This is a genomic window from Delftia sp. K82, from assembly GCF_002193035.1.
GTDB classification, from domain to species: Bacteria; Pseudomonadota; Gammaproteobacteria; order Burkholderiales; family Burkholderiaceae_C; genus Comamonas; species Comamonas acidovorans.
The window spans coordinates 2,547,471-2,569,277 of record NZ_MYFL01000001.1; the positions used below are offsets into that span (position 1 = coordinate 2,547,471).

13 protein-coding genes are annotated in these 21,807 nt (G+C 65.6%); 6 read left to right on the forward strand and 7 right to left on the reverse strand.

Going from position 1 to position 21,807, the window contains the following annotated elements:
* Window positions 1–40: 40 nt before the first annotated feature.
* Complete coding sequence (gene dnaE / locus KDK82_RS11255; RefSeq protein ID WP_088164911.1) at window positions 41–3,574, reverse strand: DNA polymerase III subunit alpha; 3,534 nt, start codon at window positions 3,572–3,574, stop codon at window positions 41–43.
* A 212-nt stretch (window positions 3,575–3,786) separates the two neighbouring features.
* Between dnaE and KDK82_RS11260 the strand changes: the two genes are divergently transcribed.
* On the forward strand, window positions 3,787–4,578 hold the full coding sequence (locus KDK82_RS11260; RefSeq protein ID WP_088164912.1) for an outer membrane protein assembly factor BamD: 792 nt from the start codon (window positions 3,787–3,789) through the stop codon (window positions 4,576–4,578).
* Here the strand turns inward: KDK82_RS11260 and KDK82_RS11265 are convergent.
* A complete protein-coding gene (locus KDK82_RS11265) occupies window positions 4,541–6,733 on the reverse strand; it encodes an ATP-dependent DNA helicase (protein WP_088164913.1) in 2,193 nt (730 codons plus the stop codon). The two genes, KDK82_RS11260 and KDK82_RS11265, sit on opposite strands and share 38 nt — an antisense overlap.
* Before the next feature lie 136 nt (window positions 6,734–6,869).
* Here KDK82_RS11265 and KDK82_RS11270 point away from each other — a divergent pair, with 136 nt between their 5' ends.
* Window positions 6,870–7,640: a PP2C family serine/threonine-protein phosphatase gene (locus tag KDK82_RS11270; protein ID WP_012205334.1), complete on the forward strand. Its 771-nt coding sequence runs from the start codon at window positions 6,870–6,872 to the stop codon at window positions 7,638–7,640.
* A 9-nt stretch (window positions 7,641–7,649) separates the two neighbouring features.
* Here KDK82_RS11270 and KDK82_RS11275 read toward each other — a convergent pair whose 3' ends face one another.
* The 5 genes from KDK82_RS11275 to KDK82_RS11295 form a co-directional block, all read right to left on the reverse strand.
* On the reverse strand, window positions 7,650–8,363 hold the full coding sequence (locus tag KDK82_RS11275) for a hypothetical protein (protein WP_088164914.1): 714 nt from the start codon (window positions 8,361–8,363) through the stop codon (window positions 7,650–7,652).
* A gap of 40 nt (window positions 8,364–8,403) precedes the next feature.
* A complete protein-coding gene (gene zapE, locus KDK82_RS11280; protein ID WP_012205332.1) occupies window positions 8,404–9,507 on the reverse strand; it encodes a cell division protein ZapE in 1,104 nt (367 codons plus the stop codon).
* A gap of 97 nt (window positions 9,508–9,604) precedes the next feature.
* Window positions 9,605–11,032 carry a dihydrolipoyl dehydrogenase gene (gene lpdA / locus KDK82_RS11285; RefSeq protein WP_088164915.1) on the reverse strand — a complete coding sequence of 476 codons (1,428 nt, stop codon included), beginning with the start codon at window positions 11,030–11,032 and terminating at the stop codon, window positions 9,605–9,607.
* A 90-nt stretch (window positions 11,033–11,122) separates the two neighbouring features.
* Window positions 11,123–12,415, reverse strand: a complete 1,293-nt coding sequence (odhB, locus tag KDK82_RS11290; protein WP_088164916.1) for a 2-oxoglutarate dehydrogenase complex dihydrolipoyllysine-residue succinyltransferase — start codon at window positions 12,413–12,415, stop codon at window positions 11,123–11,125.
* Between the two features lie 54 nt (window positions 12,416–12,469).
* Entirely contained in the window at window positions 12,470–15,349 is a 2,880-nt protein-coding gene (locus KDK82_RS11295) for a 2-oxoglutarate dehydrogenase E1 component (RefSeq protein ID WP_034393004.1), read from the reverse strand.
* Between the two features lie 231 nt (window positions 15,350–15,580).
* On the opposite strand from KDK82_RS11295, the gene KDK82_RS11300 reads away from it, so the two are divergent.
* The 4 genes from KDK82_RS11300 (at window position 15,581) to KDK82_RS11320 (ending at window position 21,731) form a co-directional block, all read left to right on the forward strand.
* On the forward strand, window positions 15,581–16,744 hold the full coding sequence (locus KDK82_RS11300) for an AI-2E family transporter (protein WP_088164917.1): 1,164 nt from the start codon (window positions 15,581–15,583) through the stop codon (window positions 16,742–16,744).
* Between the two features lie 358 nt (window positions 16,745–17,102).
* A complete protein-coding gene (gene fdnG, locus KDK82_RS11310; RefSeq protein ID WP_080518199.1) occupies window positions 17,103–20,168 on the forward strand; it encodes a formate dehydrogenase-N subunit alpha in 3,066 nt (1,021 codons plus the stop codon).
* 10 nt (window positions 20,169–20,178) lie between these two features.
* Entirely contained in the window at window positions 20,179–21,108 is a 930-nt protein-coding gene (gene fdxH / locus KDK82_RS11315) for a formate dehydrogenase subunit beta (RefSeq protein WP_012205325.1), read from the forward strand.
* Window positions 21,105–21,731: a formate dehydrogenase subunit gamma gene (locus KDK82_RS11320; RefSeq protein WP_012205324.1), complete on the forward strand. Its 627-nt coding sequence runs from the start codon at window positions 21,105–21,107 to the stop codon at window positions 21,729–21,731. The genes fdxH and KDK82_RS11320 overlap by 4 nt, the downstream gene beginning before the upstream one ends.
* Window positions 21,732–21,807 lie beyond the last annotated feature (76 nt).

Consider the following 21,807-nt stretch of genomic DNA (forward strand, 5'->3'; position numbering starts at 1 on the left):
TGCCTGCTCGCCGCCATCGGGCGCGGCGCCACCTTGCGGGTTATTCGTAGACCACCTTGACCTGGGCACTGCCGGCCTGGGCGTACCAGGCCGCCAGGGCCGCATCGCTGGGATAGAAGCGGCTGGCATCGCCCAGCGCCAGCTCGCAGCTGGCCGAGCCGCGCTCGTCCTCGCAGACCAGCCCCAGGCGCACTTTCATGCCGCGCTGCAGCTCGCCGTGCTCGCCCTGCTCCACCACGGCGGGGAACTGGCGCAGCAGGCCAAGCACGTCAGGCATCTTCTCGCCCACGCTGACCTGCAGGTAGCGCGCAAAGCGGCAGCGCGCGTCTGCCAGATTCCACAGCTGCTGGGCCTTCATGCGCAGGCCGCCGCTGAAATGGTCGAGCTGCAGGCGCCCGGTAATGACGACGAATTCATCGTCCTTGAGCAGTTCGCGGTAGGTGTTGAGCGTGTTCTCGTCCACCGAGGCCTCGATCACGCCCGAGCCATCGTCGATCTTGAACAGGCCCAGCCGCCCGCGCTGGCCGTTGATGGCGCGGAAGTCGCTGATGATGCCGGCCAGCGTCTGGGGCTCGCGGCTGTCGCGCAGCTCGGCCAGGGGCGTGCGCACGAAGCGGCGCACCTCTTTCTCGACCTCGTCGAACAGGTGGCCCGAGAGGTAGAAGCCCACCGCCGTCTTTTCCTGGGTCAGCCGCTCCTTCACGCCCCAGGGCAGTGCCTCGACCAGCGGCGGCTCCTGGGTGCTGGAGCCCACAGCGTCATCGCCCATCATGTCGAACAGGCCGCCCTGATTGGCATTGGCCAGCGTCTTGTTGCCGAACTCGAAGGCATGGTCGATGGAGGCCACCAGCGACGCCCGGTTGAGCTCGATGGCGTCGAAGGCGCCGCCCTTGATCAGGGCTTCCAGCGTGCGCTTGTTCAGGCGCGTGCGGTCCACGCGCACGCAGAAGTCGGCCAGGCTCTTGAAAGGACCCTTGTCGGCGCCGCGCGGCCCCACGCCGCGGCCTTCGCGCGCCGCAACGATGGCCTCGATGGCCTGCTGGCCCGTGCCCTTGATGGCGCCCAGGCCGTAGCGGATGACCTTGTCGGTGACGGGCTCGAAACGGTACATGCCACGGTTGACGTCCGGCGGCTCGAAACTGATGCCCATCTTGAGCGCGTCTTCGTACAGCACCTTGAGCTTGTCGGTGTTGTCCATTTCCACGGTCATGTTCCCGCAGTAGAACTCGGCCGTGTAGTGCACCTTGAGCCAGGCCGTGTGGTAGGCCAGCAGCGAGTAGGCGGCGGCGTGCGACTTGTTGAAGCCGTAGCCCGCGAACTTCTCCATCAGGTCGAAGACCTCGTCAGCCTTGTCCTCGCTGATGCCCTGCTTGGCCGCGCCCTCGCGGAAGATCCCGCGGTGCATGACCATTTCCTCGACCTTCTTCTTGCCCATGGCTCGGCGCAAGAGGTCGGCGCCGCCCAGCGAGTAGCCGCCCAGTACCTGGGCGGTCTGCATCACCTGCTCCTGGTAGACCATGATGCCGTAGGTCTCGGCCAGCACCTGCTCGACCAGCGGGTGCGGGTACTCCACCACTTCCTTGCCGTGCTTGCGCGCAACGAAGCTGGGGATCAGGTCCATGGGGCCCGGACGGTACAGCGCGTTCAGTGCGATCAGGTCTTCCAGGCGGCTGGGCTTGGCGTCGCGCAGCATGCCCTGCATGCCGCGCGATTCAAACTGGAACACGGCTTCGGTCTTGCCCTCGGAAAACAGCTGGTAGGTCCGCGCATCGTCCAGCGGGATGTTCTCGAACGCAAAGTTCTCCTGGCCCTTGTGGCGCTTGATGATGAACTCGCGCGCGATCTCCAGGATGGTCAGCGTGGCCAGGCCCAGAAAGTCGAACTTCACCAGGCCCACGGCCTCCACATCGTCCTTGTCGTACATGGCCACAGCCGAGTCGCTGCCCGGCTGCTGGTACAGCGGGCAGAAGTCGGCCAGCTTGCCCGGAGCGATCACCACGCCGCCCGCGTGCATGCCGATGTTGCGAGTCATGCCTTCGAGCTTCTGGGCCATTTCGATCAGGGTCTTGACGTCTTCTTCTTTTTCGATGCGCTCGGCCAGCATGGGCTCGGCCTCGATGGCATAGGTGTACTTGTCGCCCTCCTTCTTCGGATTGGGCGGGTATTTGAGCGTGACGTGCAGGCCCGGCTTGTTGGGAATGAGCTTGGAGATGCCGTCGCAGAAGGTGTAGCTCATGTCCAGCACGCGGCCCACGTCGCGGATGGCCGCGCGCGCGGCCATGGTGCCGAAGGTGGCGATCTGGCTGACGGCGTCGCGGCCGTAGAGCTGCTTCACATAGTCGATGACGCGGTCGCGGTTGGCCTGGCAGAAGTCCACGTCGAAGTCGGGCATGGACACGCGCTCGGGGTTCAGGAAGCGCTCGAACAGCAGGTTGTATTCCAGCGGGTCCAGGTCCGTGATCTTGAGCACGTAGGCCACCAGCGAGCCCGCGCCCGATCCGCGGCCCGGGCCCACGGGGCAGCCGTTGAGCTTGGCCCACTTGATGAAGTCGCCCACGATGAGGAAGTAGCCCGGAAAGCCCATCTTGAGGATGGTGCCGATCTCGAACTCCAGCCGTTCCACGTAGCGCGGGCGCTGCGCCTCGCGCTTGGCGGGATCGGGATACAGGTGGGTCAGGCGGTCTTCCAGGCCGTTGAAGGATTCGCTGCGGAAGAACTCGTCCATGGTCATGCCGTCAGGCACGGGGAAGTTGGGCAGCTGCGGCTTGCCCAGCACCAGGGTCAGGCTGCAGCGGCGCGCGATTTCCACGGTGTTGGCAATGGCGCTGGGAATGTCGGCAAACAGCGCCTGCATCTGCGCGGCGGTCTTGAAATGCTGGTCGCGCGTGAAGCGGCGCACGCGCTTCGGGTTGGCCAGGATCTCACCCTCGGCGATGCACACGCGCGCCTCGTGCGCTTCGTAGTCGTCGGGACCGAAGAACTGGATGGGGTGCGTGGCCACCACGGGCAGGTTCAGCCGCTCGGCCAGTTGCACGGCGGCCAGCACATGGGCCTCATCGTCCTGGCGGCCGGCGCGCTGCAGTTCGATGAAGAAACGGTGCGGGAACATGCCTGCCAGCCGCTGGGCCACGGCGGCTGCGCCTGCCTCGTCGCCGCGCATCAGCGCCTGGCCCACGGGGCCGGCCTGGGCACCGGCCAGCACGATCAGCCCCTCGCCCAGCTCCTGCAGCCAGGCCCAGGTGTGCACGGCCTGGCCCTTGACCACGTTGCGGGTCCAGCCACGGGCCAGCAGCTCGGACAGGTTGTGGTAGCCCAGCGGGCTTTGCACCAGCACGATGATGCGCGAGACGGCCGCGCCGTTCTCGCCTTCGATCTGGATTTCCGCGCCCAGCACGGGCTTGACGCCCTTGGCCCGCCCTTCGCGGTAGAACTTGACGCCGCCAAACAGGTTGTTGAAGTCTGTGACGGCCAGTGCGACCTGCCCATCCTCGGCGGCGGCCTTGACGATGGCATTGATGCGGTTGGTTCCGTCCACGACGGAGAATTCGGTGTGCAGGCGCAAATGGACAAACATATGGGCGCCATTGTAGAAAGCTCCGCAAGGCCGGGACCCGTTCACGGCCATGCCTTTGCCGCCGCCCCCGCCTGCGGGGCGGTCATCGCAGGCCGTTACAATGCTTCGGCCCGGTTGCGGGAAAATCAGGCTTTGTGCGGCCCCTCAGCGCGGCCCGCGTCCCTGCCCGCCAACCCTCTCACCGCCCTTCGATTGCCCGAGAAACGTCCACCATGCAGCGTATTCCCCTGTCCATCGTTCCCGCCATGCTGGTCGCAGGCGTTCTGACAGCCTGCTCCAGTACGCAGCAAGACCCTACTGCCAAGTGGACCCCGGACCGCATCTATACCGAGGCCCGCGACGAAGCCGCCTCCGGCGCGTTCGACAAGGCCGTTCCGCTGTTCGAGAAGCTCGAAGGCCGTGCCGCCGGCACGCCCCTGGCCCAGCAGGCCCAGCTCGACAAGGCCTATGCCCAGTACAAGAGCGGCGACAAGATCCAGGCCACCGCCACGCTGGACCGCTTCCTGAAGCTGCATCCGGCCAGCCCCGCCACCGACTACGCCCTCTACCTGAAGGGCCTGGTCAACTTCAATGACAACCTGGGCATGTTCTCCTGGCTGTCGCGCCAGGATCTGTCCGAGCGTGACCAGAAGGCCGCCAAGGACTCGTTCGAGTCCTTCCGCGAGCTGGTGACGCGCTTTCCCGAGTCGCGCTACGCCGAGGATTCGCGGCTGCGCATGCAGTACATCGTCAACTCGCTGGCGCAGTACGAAGTGCATGTGGCCCGCTACTACTACGGACGCGGCGCCTACGTGGCCGCCATCGCGCGCGCGCAGACGGCCGTCAAGGACTACCAGGGCGTGCCCGCCGTGCGCGAGGCCATGCAGATCCTGGTGAATTCATACGACGCCCTGGGCATGACGCAGTTGCGCGACGACGCGCAACGCGTGCTGACCGCCTCCTACGGCCAGGAGTCCGACCAGGAGCTCACGGCAAAGCAGAAGTCGTGGTGGAAGCTGTGGTGATCTGCGGCGCAGGCTGCGCCAGCGCCTGCAGGGCCTGAACAAAGGCCGCCTCGTCCACCAGGGTCCGCATGGGCGGCAGCGCAGCACGCAGCCGCCGCCCGTAACCCATGGTGGCCAACCGGGAATCACAGACCACGAGCACGCCGCGATCCGTCTCGCGCCGGATCAGGCGGCCAGCGCCCTGCTTGAGCGCCATGGCGGCCTCGGGCAGCATGTAGTCGGCAAAGGCCTGACGCCCCACGGATTCCAGGCTGCGCGAACGCGCCTCGACCAGCGGATCGTCGGGCGGCGGAAACGGCAGCTTGTCGATGACCACCAGTTGCAGCGCATCGCCCGGCAGGTCCACCCCCTCCCAGAAAGTGGCCGAGGCCACGAGAATGCAGCCCCGCCCCGGGCTCGCCCCCGTGCCTTCCCCGCCTTGCGTGCCTTCCCTGCCTTCTCCGGCCGCAATAAAGCGCTCAATCAAGGCCAGCTTGGGCGCCTGCCCCTGGACCAGCACATCAAGTTCACCAAACAGCCCCAGCGACTGCTGCAGCGCATCGCCTATGGCGTGCAACGCCCGCAGCGTGGTCGTCAGCACCAGCGTGCGCCCGCCCAGGCGCTGGGCGGCATCCAGCGCCAGGCGCGCCACCTCGGTGCTGTGCGTGGCACTTCCGGCCTGGGCAAAGGGCCGGGGCACGTAAAGCGCTGCCTGCCGCGCATAGTCAAAGGGACTGTCCACGCGCAGCACCTGGGCCTCGCGCAAGCCGCAGGGCTCGGTGAACCAGCTCAGGCGCTCGTCGTCACCCAGCGTGGCCGAGGTGAAGATCCACGCGGTGCCCGATGTCTGCCGGGGCAGGCCTGCAGCTTCGGGAACGGGCGCGGGCGCGCCTTCTTCCTGTTCTTGTGGCTCGGGCTCGGGCTGTGCATCCTCTCGCTCCTGCTCTTCCGATCCCTCCTGCACCTGCGTCAACCCCAGCAGCCGCGTGCGCATGATGTGCGCAATGGTCAGCGGAGACTCCAGCATGCGCATCTGCTGGCTGCCCAGCTCCAGCCAGCGCACCGTGTCCTGCACGGCGGCGGCGGCAAAGGTGGCCAGGCGCCGCAGCAGCTCGTTGCCGCGCTCGAACAGCCTGCGCAGTTCGGGGTCGCTGACCTGCAGTTGCACCAGCGGCTCCAGCAGTGCCCGCAGGCTGCGCCCCAGCGTCACCAGGGCGGTGCGCCAGCGCAGCGCGTCCAGCCCCTGCGGCGTCACACCCTGCCAGGGCAGGCGCCCGCCCACCGGGGGCTTGCCTGCCGCCAGTCGCAGCTCGCGCAAGGCCTGCTCCACACGTGCCGAAAGCTGCATCCAGTCGGCCATGCCGCGCGCCAGTTCCTGGCCGGCGCGCAGCACATCGCGGGCATAGCCCGTCAGTTGCTGGCCCGACAGGCTCTGGCCCGCGAACTGCACACCGGTGTCGTTGAGCTGATGGGCCTCGTCCACCACGACCACGCCCACGCTGGGCAGCAACTGGGCCACGCCCGACTCGCGCACATCCAGGTCGGCAAACATCAGGTGGTGGTTGATGACCACCACGTCGGCCTCCAGCGCAGCGCGGCGGGCCACGTTGACATGGCAGTCCTGCCAATGCGGGCAGTCGGAACCCAGGCAGTTGTCGCGTGTGGAAGTGACCAGGGGCAGCGCGGGCGAGCGCTCGTCCAGCGCGGGCAACTCGCCCAGGTCGCCCGTGCGCGTGGTGCGTGCCCATCGCTCGACCAGGGCCACGCTGCGCAGCACCTGCGGGTCCTGCGGAGCCGTGCGGCCCTGGCGCACACGCTCCAGCCGCTCCATGCACAGGTAGGCGCTGCGGCCCTTGAGGCGCGCCATGCGCAGCGGCATGCCCAATGCGGCAACGAGGCGCGGCAGATCGCGGGCATACAGCTGATCCTGCAGCGCGCGCGTGGCCGTGGACACCAGCACGCGCTGGCCGCTGAGCAGGGCCGGCACCAGGTAGGCATAGGTCTTGCCCACGCCCGTGCCGGCCTCGACCACCAGGGTCTGGCGCTGCTCGATGGCCTGGGCCACGGCCAGGGCCATGCGGGTCTGCCCCTCACGCGGCAGGAACAGCGCCTCGGCGCGCGACAGCAGGCCTTGCGGCGCGAAGGCCGCCTGCACGGCGGCGGTCAGGGAATGCAAAGGGCGGGTCCGTTTGTTGAAAAAGAGAGCGCCGCCGGGGTGCGGCGGGCCAGCGCCGGGGACGGTGCTCCGATAATATGCGCCATGACATTGGTGTGCCCATCCACCGCCCCAAGAGCCCACCAAACCAGAGACCATGCAGCCAGCGTACCGACTCCAAGCCGCCACAGGCATCCATCGCGGTGACAGGCAATACCAGCAAGACCAGGTGATGCTCATGGCCCACCCCTATGTACACGGCTGCCTGCTGGGCGTGCTGGCCGACGGCATGGGCGGGCGCAGTGGCGGGCGCAAGGCCTCCGACCAGGTCATGCTCACGGCGCGCCAGCTGTTCGAGCGCTTCGAGCCGGGCAAGGAGGACTGCACGGCGCTGCTGGAGAGCATCGTCCACGAGTCGCACATGGTGATCCGGCTGACGGCCATCTCGGCCGAGCAGGAGCCGCACAGCACCATTGCCGCCTTCGTGCTGCTGCCCCAGGGCCGCTGCCACTGGGTGCATTCGGGCGATTCGCGCATCTACCACTACCAGGGCGCGACCATGGTCCACCGCACCAAGGACCACTCCTACGTCCAGTCCCTGGTGGACAGGGGAGAACTCACTGAATTCGAGGCCCATGTGCACCCCAAGTCCAACATCCTGCTGGGCTGCCTGGGCACCGAGGCCGAGCCGCCCATGAGCCACCACGTGATCGAGCACGTGCACCCGGGCACCACGCTCATGGCCTGCAGCGACGGCGTCTGGCACTACTACACGGCGGAGGAACTGGGCACCGTGCTCAACGCGCTCACGCCGCGCGAGGCCACGGAATTCCTGATCGACAAGGCACGCGTGCGCGCCCAGGGCGGTGGTGACAACCTGTCGCTGGTGGTGCTCAAGCTCGAGGCACTGGAGCCGGTGACGGCCTGACCACCGGACTCAGGGCGCCGCAGGCGCGGGCAGTGGCGCTGCCTGCGGGCCGCGATCACGGGCGGCATCGGCGGCGCGGGCCTTGCGCTCGGCAGCCTCTTTTTGCTTGGCCTCGAACTGGGCGCGGGCGGCAGCTCGCCGCTCCTGCTCCTGCGCAGACTGGCGCTGCTCGATCTGCGCCTGGCGATCACGCTGGTGGCTGGCCTGCTGGGCTGCGCGCTGCTGTGCGTCCTGGGCACGCTGGGCCCTGAGGGCCTGGGTGTCGCGCTGGGCGGCCGGTGGCCGCTCCTTGGCTTGCATGGACGAGGCGGCCTTCTGGGCCTTCTTGGCCTCGATATCCTCAAGGCGCTGGGCGGCGCGCTCCTTGCGCTCCTCGTCGTTGATCTGCAGCTCGCGTTCGCGCAGTGGCTTGTCCTGCTCGCGGGCCTCCTCGCGCGCCTGCCTGAGGCAGTCTTCCACGGCAAAGCGCTGGTAGCACTCGGACTCCAGGGCCGTGCGCCGCCTGTCGATGACGGCACGCTGGGCCGCGATCTCGGCGCGTGCGGCCTTGCGCTCGGCCTGGACCTGCTTTGCAGCCTGGGCGCGTTCCTGCCGCGCATCGGCATCGGCGCCAGCATCCGCAGCCATGGCCGGGCCGGCCAGCACAAGGCAGGCCAGCGCAGCTCCCAGGGGAACGGGCAGTTTCTTCACAAGGGCGAAAGCAGAGGTAGGCAGTTTCAGCATGTACAGGTCCGGCAAACGACGCCAGCGGCCGGGACCGGCCTCAGGTCAGGCTGGTGTCCACCACACGGCGCTCCAGCGCCAGGAATTCCTTGGACTGCATCTCGTTCAGGCGCGATACGGTACGGGGGAACTCATGGGCCAGCGGGCCCTCAGTGTAAAGCTGCTCGGGCGGCACGGCGGCCGAGATGACCAGCTTGACCCTGCGGTCGTACAACACGTCCACCAGCCAGGTGAAGCGCCGCGCGGGCGATGCCATGTTGACCGGCATATAGGGCACGTCGGACAGCAGCACGGTGTGGAACTGGCTTGCGATCTCCAGGTAGTCGTTCTGCGAGCGCGGGCCGCCGCACAGCTCGCGGAAGTCGAACCAGACCACGCCACCGGCGCGGCGGCGCGCACGGATCTCGCGCGCCTCGATGTGCAGCACAGGGTCTTCGTCCTTGACTTCGGCCAGCTTGTCGAAGGTTTCGGTCATGGCCGCATCGGCCTCTGCACCCAGGGGCGTGTGATAGAGCCGGGCGTTTTCCAGCGTGCGGCGGCGGTAGTCCGTGCCGTTGTCAACGTTGACGACTTCCATGCGCTCGTTGAGCAGGTCGATGGCCGGCAGGATGCGGTCGCGGTGCAGGCCGCCCGGATACAGCTCGTCGGGCTTGAAGTTGGAGGTGGTGACAAAGCCCACGCCGTTGGCGAACAGCGAGACCAGCAGCCGGTGCAGGATCATCGCGTCCGTGATGTCGGCCACGTGGAATTCGTCGAAGCAGATCAGCTTGTACTTCTTGGAGATGCGGGCACCCAGCACGTCCAGCGGGTTCTGCGTGCCCTGCAGCACGGCGAGCTCGCGGTGGACCTCGCGCATGAATTCGTGGAAATGCAGGCGCACCTTGCGCCTGAGCGGCACGGCGTTGAAGAAGCAGTCCATGAGAAAGCTCTTGCCGCGCCCCACCCCGCCGTACATGTAGACGCCGCGGGGAATCTCGGGATGGTTGATGAGCTTCTTGAAGGCGTTGGAGCGGCGCTGGCGGTAGACCGCCCAGTCGTCGGCACAGCGCTGCAGCGCCTCGACGGCGCGCAACTGCGCAGGATCACTGTGAAAGCCCTTGGCTACCAGTTCGGCCTCGTAGGCCTCTCGCACTGAAACGCTCATGCAGCATCAACCATTCGCTATGTATTCAGAAGCTGAAAACGCTTGCAAGGCAAGCGCTTTCAGGTCTTTGGCTTGGGCTAGATGGCTAGCCTGGCACTCAGAAATTCAGAGTGCGCTTGTCGACGGCCAGTGCCGCTTCCTTGGTGGCCTCGGACAGCGAGGGGTGGGCGTGGCAGATGCGGGCGATGTCTTCGCTCGATGCCTTGAACTCCATGGCGACCACGGCTTCGGAGATCAGCTCCGAGACCATGGGGCCGACCATGTGCACGCCCAGGATTTCATCGGTCTCGGCATCGGCCAGGAACTTGACCATGCCCGTGGTGTCGCCCAGAGCGCGCGCGCGGCCGTTGGCCAGGAAGGGGAAGGTGCCAGCCTTGTACTTGACGCCCTGCTCCTTCAGTTGCTGCTCGGTGCGGCCCACCCATGCGATTTCGGGGCTGGTGTAGATCACCCAGGGAATGGTGCCGAAGTTCACATGGCCATGCTGGCCGGCAATGCGCTCGGCCACTGCCACGGCCTCTTCCTCGGCCTTGTGCGCCAGCATCGGGCCGCGCACCACGTCGCCCACGGCCCAGACGCCGGGCAGGCTGGTCTTGCAGTCGTCATCGACCACGACGCAGCCGCGCTCGTCCAGTGCCAGGCCCACGGCCTCGGCATTGAGGCCGGCCGTGTTGGCGGTGCGGCCGATGGAGATGATCAGCTTGTCGGCCTCCAGCGCCTGGGCTTCGCCCTTGGCGTTGGTGTAGGCGATGGACACGCCCTTCTTGCCGTTCTTGATTTCGCCGATCTTCACGCCCAGCTCGATCTTCAGGCCCTGCTTGTCGAACGCCTTCTTGGCTTCCTTGGCGATCTGCTCGTCCACGGCGGACAGGAACTTGTCCATGCCTTCGAGCACGACCACTTCCGTGCCCAGGCGGCGCCAGACCGAGCCCATTTCCAGGCCGATCACGCCAGCGCCGATCAGGGCCAGCTTCTTCGGGGCCTTGCCCAGGCGCAGGGCGCCGTCGTTGGACAGGATGTTCTCTTCATCGAAAGGCACGCCGGGCAGCGCGCGGGCGCTGGAGCCCGTGGCGACCACGATCTGCTTGCCCGTCAGCACTTCCTCTTCCTTGCCGGCAACCTTGATCTCGTAGCCGCCCTCGACCGCCTTGACGAACGAGCCACGGCCGTGGAAGAAGGTGACCTTGTTCTTCTTGAACAGGTACAGGATGCCGTCGTTGTTCTGCTTCACGACCGCATCCTTGCGGGCGATCATCTTGGCCACGTCCATCTCGACCTTGCCGGTGGAGATGCCATGGTCGGCAAAGTGCAGATTGGCGTGCTCGAAGTGCTCGGACGACTGCAGCAGGGCCTTGGAGGGAATGCAGCCCACGTTGGTGCAGGTGCCGCCCGGAGCGGCGCCGCCCGCGGCGTTCTTCCACTCGTCGATACAGGCCACGTTGAAGCCCAGTTGTGCGGCACGGATGGCGGCGATGTAGCCGCCAGGGCCCGCGCCGATGACGATGACGTCGAATTGCTTGCTCATTTCAGGAATCTCTTGTCTGTGATGCATGAAAAAACCCACCGCAGGGCACGCGGCCAAGGGTGGGTTTTCGTCGTGTCGAACCCTGTGGAATTACAGGTCGAACAGCAGGCGCGAAGGATCTTCCAGCGCGTCCTTCATGGCCACCAGGCCCAGCACGGCTTCGCGGCCGTCGATGATGCGGTGGTCATAGGACATGGCCAGATAGTTCATCGGGCGCACCACGACCTGGCCGTTCTCGACCATGGCGCGGTCCTTGGTGGCGTGCACGCCCAGGATGGCCGACTGGGGCGGGTTGATGATGGGGGTGGACATCATCGAGCCGAAGGTGCCACCGTTGGAGATGGAGAAGGTGCCGCCGGTCATGTCTTCAATGCCCAGCTTGCCGTCCGCCGCCTTCTTGCCGAATTCGGCAATCTTCTTTTCGATGTCGGCGAAGCTCATCTGGTCTGCATTGCGCAGGATGGGCACCACCAGGCCACGGGGCGAACCCACGGCGATACCGATGTCGAAGTAGCCGTGGTAGACGATGTCGTTGCCGTCCACGGAAGCATTGAGCACGGGGTACTTCTTCAGGGCGTGCACTGCCGCCTTGACGAAGAAGGACATGAAGCCCAGCTTGGTGCCGTGTTCCTTGGTGAAGGCGTCCTGGAACTTCTTGCGCAGATCCATCACCGGGGCCATGTTGACTTCGTTGAACGTGGTCAAGATGGCGTTGGTGGACTGCGACTGCAGCAGGCGCTCGGCCACGCGGGCGCGCAGGCGGCTCATGGGCACGCGCTGCTCGGGACGGCCGCTGAGGTCTTCCTTGGCAGCGGGAGCCGACACCTGGGGCAGCGCCTTGGTGGGCACGCCGGTGGGGATGACGGCAGCCGTGGACTGCACGCCGCCCTTGACGGCGGCCAGGGCGTCGCCCTTGGTCACCCGGCCATCCTTGCCGGAGCCAGCCACGTTGGCGGCCGACAGGTTGTTCTCGGCCAGCAGCTTGGCAGCAGCGGGCATGGCGACATCGCCCTTGCTGCCGCCAGTGGCAGCAGCAGCGGCGGGAGCGGCAGCGGGAGCGGCGGCAGCGGGAGCGGCGGCGGGAGCGGCGGCAGCGGGAGCGGCGGCTGCGGCAGGAGCGGCAGCGGCCACGCCGGCCACGCCTTCGGTGTCGATCTTGGCGATCAGCTGCTCGGCCACCACGGTGGCGCCGTCACCTTGCACGATCTCGGCCAGCACGCCAGCGGCAGGTGCGGGCACTTCGAGCACGACCTTGTCGGTTTCGATTTCGATGAGGATCTCATCGATTGCAACCGCTTCGCCGGCCTTCTTCTTCCAGGTCAGCATGGTGGCCTCAGCGATGGACTCGGACAGCTGGGGAACTTTGACTTCAACGATAGCCATTTGTGATTCTTTCCAAAAGTGTTCTGTACTGATACGTAGCGGGTGGGGGCTGCCTTACTTGTTCAGGACAAAACCCTTGAGCTTGGAGAACGCGCCTTCCACCAGGGCCTTTTGCTGCTCCTGGTGCAGGTGTGCGTAACCCACGGCGGGCGATGCCGAGGCAGCGCGGCCGGAGTAGCCCAGCTTCTGGCCATCGAGCATGTTCTCGTGGATGTAGTGCTGCACGAAGAACCAGGCGCCCTGGTTCTGCGGCTCGTCCTGGCACCAGACGATCTCGGTGGCGTTGCCGAACTTCTTGAGTTCAGCGGCGAAGGCCTTGTGCGGGAAGGGGTACAGCTGTTCGACGCGGATGATGGCGACGTCCTTGCTTTCCTTCTCGGCGCGCTTCTTGACCAGGTCGTAGTAGACCTTGCCCGAGCATGCGATCACGCGCTTGACCTTGGCCGCGTTCTTCACGACGGCTTCGTCCTGCTCGGGGATCACGGTCTGGAAACCACCGCTGGTGAACTCGGACAGCGGCGAGGTCGCATCCTTGTTACGCAGCAGCGACTTGGGCGTCATGATGACCAGCGGCTTGCGCAGCGGGCGCACCATCTGGCGACGCAGCACGTGGAAGATCTGGCTGGCCGTGGTGGGCTGCACGATCTGCATGTTGGCGTCGGCGGCCAGCTGCATGAAGCGCTCCAGGCGTGCCGAGCTGTGCTCGGGGCCCTGGCCTTCATAGCCGTGCGGCAGCATCAGCGTCAGGCCGTTGATGCGGCCCCACTTGACTTCACCGGAGGCGATGAACTGGTCGATCACCACCTGGGCGCCGTTGGCGAAGTCGCCGAACTGGGCTTCCCAGATCACCAGGGTGTTGGGATCGTTCGACGCGTAGCCGTACTCGAAGCCCAGCACGGCCTCTTCGGACAGGATGGAGTCTATGACGGTGAACGGAGCCTGGCTGTCGGCCACGTTCTGCAGCGGGATGTAGGTGCCTTCGCTCCACTTTTCACGCTTTTGGTCATGGATGACCGAGTGGCGGTGGGTGAAGGTGCCGCGGCCGCAGTCCTCGCCCGACAGGCGCACGGGGTAGCCCGATGCGACCAGCGATGCGAAGGCCATGTGCTCGCCCATGCCCCAGTCCACGTTGACATCGCCGCGGCCCATGGCTGCGCGGTCGTCATAGACCTTCTTGACCAGCGCGTGCGGGGTCACGGTCTCGGGGATGGTGGTGATGCGTTCGGCCAGGCGCTTCCATTCGGTCAGCGGGATGGCGGTGTCGCCAGCGTCGGTCCAGGTCTTGCCCAGGAACGGGCTCCAGTCCACGGCGTACTTGCTCTTGAAGTTCGTCAGCACCGGGTCCACGGTGTGGCGGCCTTCGTCCATGGCGGCACGGTAGGCCTTGGCCATGTCGTCGCCCAGCGATTCGCCCAGGCCTTGCGTGGCCAGCTTGTCGGCGTACAGCTTGCGGGTGCCGGGGTGGGCGCCGATCTTCTTGTACATCAGCGGCTGGGTCAGGGCAGGCGTGTCCTGCTCGTTGTGGCCCAGCTTGCGGAAGCACACGATGTCCACGACCACGTCCTTGGAGAATTCCATGCGGAATTCCAGCGCCAGCTGCACGGCCAGTGCCACGGCTTCCGGATCATCGCCGTTCACGTGCAGCACGGGCGACTCGATCATCTTGACGATGTCGGTGCAGTACAGCGTGGAGCGGGTATCGCGCGGATCGGACGTGGTGAAGCCGATCTGGTTGTTGATGATGATGTGCACCGTGCCGCCCGTGGTGTAGCCACGGGTCTGGGCCAGCGCCAGGGTTTCCTGGTTCACGCCCTGGCCGGCAAAGGCGGCATCGCCGTGCACCAGCACGGGCAGCACTTGCTTGCCGTGCGGGTCGTCGCGGCGGTCCATGCGCGAGCGCACAGAGCCTTCGACCACGGGGTTGACGATTTCCAGATGCGAGGGATTGAAGGCCAGCGACAGGTGGACAGGGCCGCCAGCGGTGGACACATCGGAGCTGAAGCCCTGGTGGTACTTCACGTCGCCCGAGGGCAGATCTTCGGGAGCGGTGTGATCGAACTCGGCGAACAGGTCCTTGGGCATCTTGCCCAGGGTGTTGACCAGCACGTTCAGGCGGCCGCGGTGGGCCATGCCGATCACGACTTCCTGCACGCCCTTCTGGCCGGCAGCGTTGATCAGCTCGTCCATGGCGACGATGAAGCTTTCGCCACCTTCCAGCGAGAAGCGCTTTTGGCCGACGTACTTGGTGTGCAGGTAGCGTTCCAGGCCTTCGGCAGCCGTCAGGCGGTCGAGGATGCGCTTTTTCTGGTTGGCGTCAAAGCTGGGCTTGGTACGGCTGGTTTCCAGCTTTTGCTGCCACCAGCGCTTTTGCGTCTGGTCGGTGGCATACATGTACTCGGTGCCCAGGGTGCCGCAGTAGGTCTCGCGCAGCGCGTTCATCAGCTCGCGCAGCGACATGCTCTCCTTGCCGAAGAAGGTGTTGCTCGTGTTGAACACCGTTTCCTGGTCGGCATCGGTGAAGCCGTAGAACGACGGCTCCAGCTCGGGAATTTCGGGGCGCTCGGTGCGCTTGAGGGGATCGAGATCGGCCCAGCGTGCGCCGACATTGCGGTAGGCGGCGATCAGCTGCTGGACGGCGGTGCGCTTGCGGCCCAGCTCGGAGTCGGCGCCGGAGGCCACGACCACCTTGGTGCCGCCTTGCTTGGCGCGCTCGGCAAAAGCGTTGATGACGGGCTGGTGCGGGACGTCCTTGGAGTCCGTGCCGTCGACTGCGGGCACATGTTGCAGTGCATCAAAGTACTCGCGCCAGGAATCCGGCACGCTACCGGGGTTGGCCAAGTAGTTCTCGTACATTTCTTCGACGTAGGGGGCATTGCCGCCGAAGAGGTAGGTATTGCCTTGGTAGGCTTGGTAGACCGACGTCTGATCGCTCATATTGCGCTGACCTCAGCCTCCCTGAAGGAGGCATTAGCTGGTTTGTGGAACCTTCCGCGACACGGCTGTACCGATTGGCGGATGCGACTGTGGCTGGGGAAGGGCCTGGTTGCGACCGCCATTGTGCCACCGTTCAAACATCGCAGCAGGGCAGTTACCAAGCGATTACCTGGACCCTCCGGGAGTTCCCGCAGTCGCGTACATTGGCGCATCTTCCGAACGGACCGACAGATGAACCTGCTGCCCTTACACAAACGCACTTTCATGCTGCTGCTGATCGCGGCGACCATAGGCTTCGGTGCCGTGCTCTGGGAATTCATGGGGGCCATCTTCTGGGGCGTCGCCCTGGCCATCCTGTTCTCGCCGCTGCACCGGCGCCTGCTGGCGCGCATGCCCCGGCGCACCAATCTCGCCGCCCTGTCCACCCTGCTGCTGTGCCTGGTCGTGGCCATCCTGCCGCTGGCGCTGATCGGCGCCTCCCTGGTGCGCGAGGCCTCGTTGATCTATGAGCGCGTCAACAGCGGCAACCTGGACGCGGGCACCTATGTGCAACAGATCATGGACGCCCTGCCCTCCTGGGTCACACCCTGGCTGGAGAGGTTGCACCTGGGCTCGCTGGCCGAGCTGCAGGACAAGCTGTCCAGCATCGCCATGCAGGCCTCCAAGCTGGCGGCCACCAAGGCGCTGGGCATAGGCCAGAACACCTTCGGGTTTCTGGTGGGCTTTTGCGTGATGCTGTACCTGCTGTTTTTCCTGCTGCGCGACGGCCGTGACCTGACACAGCGCATCCGCATGGCCATTCCGCTGCAGTCCGACCACAAGGCCGAACTGTCGAGCAAGTTCACCACCGTGATCCGCGCCACCGTCAAGGGGAACCTGGCCGTGGCGGCCGCCCAGGGCGCGCTGGGCGGGCTGATCTTCTGGATCCTGGGCATCCAGGGGCCCGTGCTGTGGGGCGTGGTGATGGCCTTCCTGTCGCTGCTGCCCGCCGTGGGCGCCGGCCTGATCTGGGCACCGGTGGCCATCTACTTCCTGGCCACCGGTGCCATGGGCAAGGGCCTGATCCTGATCGCCTACGGCGTGCTGGTGATCGGACTGGTGGACAACGTGCTGCGCCCCTTGCTGGTGGGCAAGGACACGAAGATGCCCGACTACATCGTGCTGATCTCGACGCTGGGCGGCATGGCTCTCTTCGGACTGACGGGTTTTGTGATAGGCCCCGTGATCGCGGCCCTGTTCATGGCGATCTGGGACATGTTCTCGCGCATGCAAGTGCAGGATGAGGAAAAGCGCCGCCAACTTGCCCAGGCAGGTTTGGCGCATGCTGAATATCAGACATCGGATGATATGGACCTCAAGCAAGCACCGCACGATCCGCGCCCGCCGGCACGCTGAGCCCGCTCCGGCCCCTCCCTCTGGACGGGGGCCGGAAATCCATTTTCAGGCATTCAATGGGTGCAAATGGATCGCATTCGCGCAATAGCCTGGATTCATCGACCTCATTCATCCATTCAATGAATGGCGGATTGATATAAAACAAAATGTCCGAAGCCCTGAATCCAGATAATCATTTCAACTGATGATCCCGCCGGGCGGCGCCCCGGCAAGCACCGCGCAGCAAGGCCTGGCGTGGAGCTTGCGCGCGAATGCCGCACAGGCCGACTCAGGATTAAGGGTTATTTCCCGGATTGATTCCGGGGTGCACTCGTAGAATTTGCTTACAAGCGTCAATTTCTATTAGAAGGTACCCCACATGGTCCAATTCTCCAGACGCCAGTTCATGAAAGTGACTGGTTCGACTCTGGCCGGATCCAGCCTGGCGTTGATGGGCTTCTCGCCCACTGCCGCCCTGGCTGAAGTGCGCCAGTTCAAGCTGGCCGCCACCACGGTCACCCGCCAGACCTGTACCTACTGCTCGGTAGGCTGCGGCATCCTGATGTATTCGCTGAGCGACGGCGCCAAGAACGCCAAGCTGTCGGTGATCCACGTCGAGGGCGATCCGGACCACCCCGTCAACCGCGGCACGCTGTGCCCCAAGGGCGCCTCGCTGCTGGACTTCGTCCACAGCCCGCACCGCCTGAAGTACCCCGAGTACCGCGCCCCCGGCTCCAACGAGTGGAAGCGCATGTCCTGGGACGAGGCGCTGACGCGCATCACCAAGCTGCTCAAGGACGATCGCGACGCGAACTTCGTCGAGCAAAACGACAAGGGCCAGACGGTGAACCGCTGGCTGACCACCGGCATGCTGGCCGCCTCGGCCTCCAGCAACGAAGCCGGTTACGTCACACACAAGGTTGCCCGTTCCTGGGGCCTGCTCGCACTCGATAACCAAGCACGTGTCTGACACGGCCCGACGGTGGCAGGTCTTGCCCCGACGTTTGGCCGTGGAGCGATGACGAACCATTGGGTCGACATCAAGAACGCGGACGTTATCCTGATCATGGGCGGCAATGCCGCTGAAGCACATCCCTGCGGTTTCAAGTGGGTGACCGAAGCGAAGGAGCACAACGGTGCGCACTTCATGGTGGTCGATCCGCGCTTCAACCGCTCCGCCTCCGTGGCCGATTTCTACGCCCCCATCCGGTCGGGCTCGGACATCGTGTTCCTGGGTGGCGTGATCAACTATCTGCTCACGAACGACAAGATCCATCACGAATACGTGAGGAACTACACCGACTTCTCGTACATCGTGAAGGAGGAGTTTGCGTTCGACGAAGGCATCTTCTCGGGCTACGACCCGCAGACACGCAAATACGACAAGTCCAGCTGGGACTATGAGCTCGACGCCGACGGCTACGTGAAGGTGGACGCCAGCCTGCAGCATCCGCGCTGCGTGTACCAATGGCTCAAGCGCCACTACGCCAGCTACACGCCCGAGAAGGTGGAGAGCGCCTGCGGCACGCCCAAGGAAAAGTTCCTGCACGTGTGCGAGAAGCTGGCATCGACCGCCGTGCCGGGCCGCGTCGCGACCATCCTGTACGCACTGGGCTGGACACAGCACACCACGGGCGCGCAGATCCTACGCACGGGCGCCATGGTCCAGCTGCTGCTGGGCAATATCGGCGTGGCCGGTGGCGGCATGAACGCGCTGCGCGGGCACTCCAACATCCAGGGCCTGACGGACCTGGGCATCCTGTCGGCCTCGCTGCCCGGCTACCTGACGCTGCCCAACGAGGGCGAGCAGGACTACCAGAAGTACATCGACGCGCGCACGCCCAAGGCCATGCGCCCGGGCCAGATGAACTACTGGTCGAACACGCCCAAGTTCCACGTGAGCCTGATGAAGGCCTGGTGGGGACCGGCGGCCACGGCCGAGAACAACTGGGCCTTCAACTACCTGCCCAAGCTGGACAGGCAGTACGACATGCTGCAGGTGTTCGACCTGATGGCGCAGGGCAAGATCAACGGCTACATCGCCCAGGGCTTCAACCCGCTGGCGGCACTTGCGAACAGCAACAATGTGCGCGAAGGCCTCAAGAAGCTGAAGTTCCTGGTGATCATGGACCCGCTGGTCACCGAGACATCGGAGTTCTGGCAGAACCACGGCGAGTTCAACGACGTGGATCCGGCATCGATCCAGACCGAGGTGTTCCGCCTGCCCACGACCTGCTTTGCCGAGGAAGACGGCGCCGTCGTCAGCTCCTCGCGCGTGCTGCAGTGGCACTGGAAGGCGGCCGAGCCCCCGGGCGAGGCCAAGACCGACATCGCCATCATGTCGGCCCTGCACCTGCGCCTGAAGCAGGCCTATGAGAAGGATGGCGGCAAGTTCCCCGAGCCGATCACCAAGCTGTGGTGGCCCTATGCCCATGCCGATCATCCGACCTCGGAAGAGATCGCCAAGGAGTACAACGGCCGCGCGCTGGTGGACCTGTTCGACCCCAAGGACCCGACCAAGCTCATCCGCAAGGCCGGCGAGCAGCTGGCCGGCTTCGGCGAGATGCGCGACGACGGCACGACGATGGGCGGCTGCTGGATCTGGGCAGGCTGCTGGACCTCGTCCGGCAACCAGATGGCCCGGCGCGACAACAGCGACCCCACGGGCATAGGCAACACGCTGAACTGGGCCTGGGCCTGGCCGGCCAATCGCCGCGTGCTCTACAACCGCGCCTCCTGCGACCGCAACGGCCAGCCGTTCGATCCCAAGCGCACGCTGATCCGCTGGAACGGCAAGGCCTGGGGCGGTGCCGACGTGCCCGACATGGGCCCGACCATGCCGCCGGAGACCACCGATCCGTTCATCATGAACCCCGAGGGCGTGGCGCGCTTCTTCGCCCGCAAGGGCATGAACGAGGGACCGTTCCCCACCCACTACGAGGCCTTTGACAACCCGCTGGGATACAACCCCATGTATCCCGACAACAAGCTGGCGGTCATCAACCCGGCCACGCGCATCTTTGACTCCGTCAAGGATTCGGCGGGCTCGCCCAGCGAGTTCCCGCACGTGGGCACGACGTACCGCCTGACCGAGCACTTCCACTACTGGACCAAGCACGTTCAGCTGAACAACATCGTTCAGCCCGAGCAGTTCGTGGAAATCGGCGAGGCGCTGGCCAAGGAACTGGGCATCGAGACCGGCCAGCATGTGAAGGTCAGCTCCAAGCGCGGCTTCGTCAAGGCCGCAGCCGTGGTGACCAAACGCATCAAGCCCATGAAGATCGATGGCAAGACCATCCACCACGTGGGCGTGCCCATTCACTGGGGCTTCTCGTCGACGGGCCGCAAGGGCTACATGGCCAACAACCTGACGGCATCGGTGGGCGATGGCAACAGCCTTACCCCGGAATCCAAGACCTTCCTCGTGAAGGTGGAAAAGGTTTAAGGAGCAGCTGATGTCATCAACCATGTCTCTCGATATCAAGCGTCGCTCGGCCACGACGACGCCTGCTCCCAGTGCGCGCGAAACGCACAGCGGCGAGGTGGCCAAGCTCATCGATGTCTCCAAGTGCATCGGGTGCAAGGCCTGCCAGACCGCCTGCATGGAGTGGAACGACCTGCGCGACGAAATCGGAACCTGCGCGGCCGGCGTCTATGACAACCCGACCGATCTGACCGATCAGTCGTGGACCGTCATGCGCTTTACCGAGTACGAGAACGAAGCGACCGGCAACCTGGAGTGGCTGATCCGCAAGGACGGCTGCATGCACTGCGAGGACCCGGGCTGCCTGAAGGCCTGCCCCTCGCCGGGCGCCATCGTGCAGTACAGCAACGGCATCGTGGACTTCCAGCAGGACCAGTGCGTGGGCTGCGGCTACTGCGTCACGGGCTGCCCGTTCAACATCCCGCGCATCTCCAAGAAGGACCACAAGGCCTACAAGTGCACGCTGTGCTCGGACCGCGTGGCCGTCGGCCGCGAGCCTGCCTGTGTCAAGACCTGCCCCACGGGCGCCATCATGTTTGGCACCAAGGAGGCGATGAAGGACCAGGCCGAGCACCGCATCGGCGACCTCAAGCGGCGCGGCTATGCCGAGGCGGGCCTCTATGACCCGCAAGGCGTGGGAGGCACCCATGTGATGTACGTGCTGCATCACGCGGACAAGCCTTCGCTGTACAAGGGCCTGCCCGACGACCCGAAGATCAGCCCCATGGTGTCCCTGTGGAAGGGCGTTGCCAAGCCGCTGGCCATGGCCGCGCTGGGTGCAGCTGCCGTCGGCAGCCTGTTCCACTACATCACCAAGGGCCCGAACGACGTGTCCAAGGAACTGGAAGACGAAATGGACCGCAAGGACCAGGAAGCCGCTGAAAAGGAGGCCCGCCGATGAAACGCAATCCACGTGACCTGGTGCGCTACAACGCATCGGAGCGTGCCAACCACTGGGTGGTCGGCATCTGCTTCATCCTGCTGGCGCTCTCGGGCCTAGCGTTCTTCCACCCGGCCTTCTTCCCGCTCACGCAGCTGTTCGGCGGCGGGCCGTGGACGCGCATCCTTCACCCCTACATCGGGGTGGTGATGGCGCTGTTCTTCATCATCATGGCGCTGCGCTTCTGGCGCCTGAACGTGGTCGAGCCTCGCGACATCGAGTGGCTCAAGAACGTCAACAAGATGATCGACGGCGACGACCACGACATGCCCGAGCAGGGCAAGTACAACGGCGGCCAGAAGCTGCTGTTCTGGGGCCTGGTCATCGGCATGCTGGCGATCACCGTGACCGGCGCGCTCATGTGGCGCGCCTGGTGGACGCTGCCCGTCAACGTGGTGCGCGCCGCCTCGGTGGTGCATGCCATTGCGGGCGTGTGGATGATCGGCCTGATCATCATGCACGTGTACGCGGCCATCTGGACCCGGGGCACCATCCGCGCCATGCTGTACGGCACGGTAACGCGGGCCTGGGCCAAGCAGCATCACCGGGGGTGGTATCGCAAGATGACCGGAGACAACGACTGAGCCCCCTGAGCAGCTGCGCCGCTTCCCCCTCTCGCTTCGCGGGGGGACGGCACCCTCGGTGCGGGGCGGCCCTTCC

Excerpts from the sequence above, each read along its gene's own strand:
- zapE (WP_012205332.1), bottom strand. The coding sequence starts at position 9,507 with ATGAGCGTTTCAGTGCGAGAGGCCTACGAGGCCGAACTGGTAGCCAAG.
- KDK82_RS11320 (WP_012205324.1), top strand. The coding sequence starts at position 21,105 with ATGAAACGCAATCCACGTGACCTGGTGCGCTACAACGCATCGGAGCGT.
- KDK82_RS11300 (WP_088164917.1), top strand. The coding sequence starts at position 15,581 with ATGAACCTGCTGCCCTTACACAAACGCACTTTCATGCTGCTGCTGATC.
- KDK82_RS11275 (WP_088164914.1), bottom strand. The coding sequence starts at position 8,363 with ATGCTGAAACTGCCTACCTCTGCTTTCGCCCTTGTGAAGAAACTGCCC.
- fdxH (WP_012205325.1), top strand. The coding sequence starts at position 20,179 with ATGTCATCAACCATGTCTCTCGATATCAAGCGTCGCTCGGCCACGACG.
- KDK82_RS11260 (WP_088164912.1), top strand. The coding sequence starts at position 3,787 with ATGCAGCGTATTCCCCTGTCCATCGTTCCCGCCATGCTGGTCGCAGGC.
- dnaE (WP_088164911.1), bottom strand. The coding sequence starts at position 3,574 with ATGTTTGTCCATTTGCGCCTGCACACCGAATTCTCCGTCGTGGACGGA.
- KDK82_RS11270 (WP_012205334.1), top strand. The coding sequence starts at position 6,870 with ATGCAGCCAGCGTACCGACTCCAAGCCGCCACAGGCATCCATCGCGGT.
- KDK82_RS11295 (WP_034393004.1), bottom strand. The coding sequence starts at position 15,349 with ATGAGCGATCAGACGTCGGTCTACCAAGCCTACCAAGGCAATACCTAC.
- lpdA (WP_088164915.1), bottom strand. The coding sequence starts at position 11,032 with ATGAGCAAGCAATTCGACGTCATCGTCATCGGCGCGGGCCCTGGCGGC.
- odhB (WP_088164916.1), bottom strand. The coding sequence starts at position 12,415 with ATGGCTATCGTTGAAGTCAAAGTTCCCCAGCTGTCCGAGTCCATCGCT.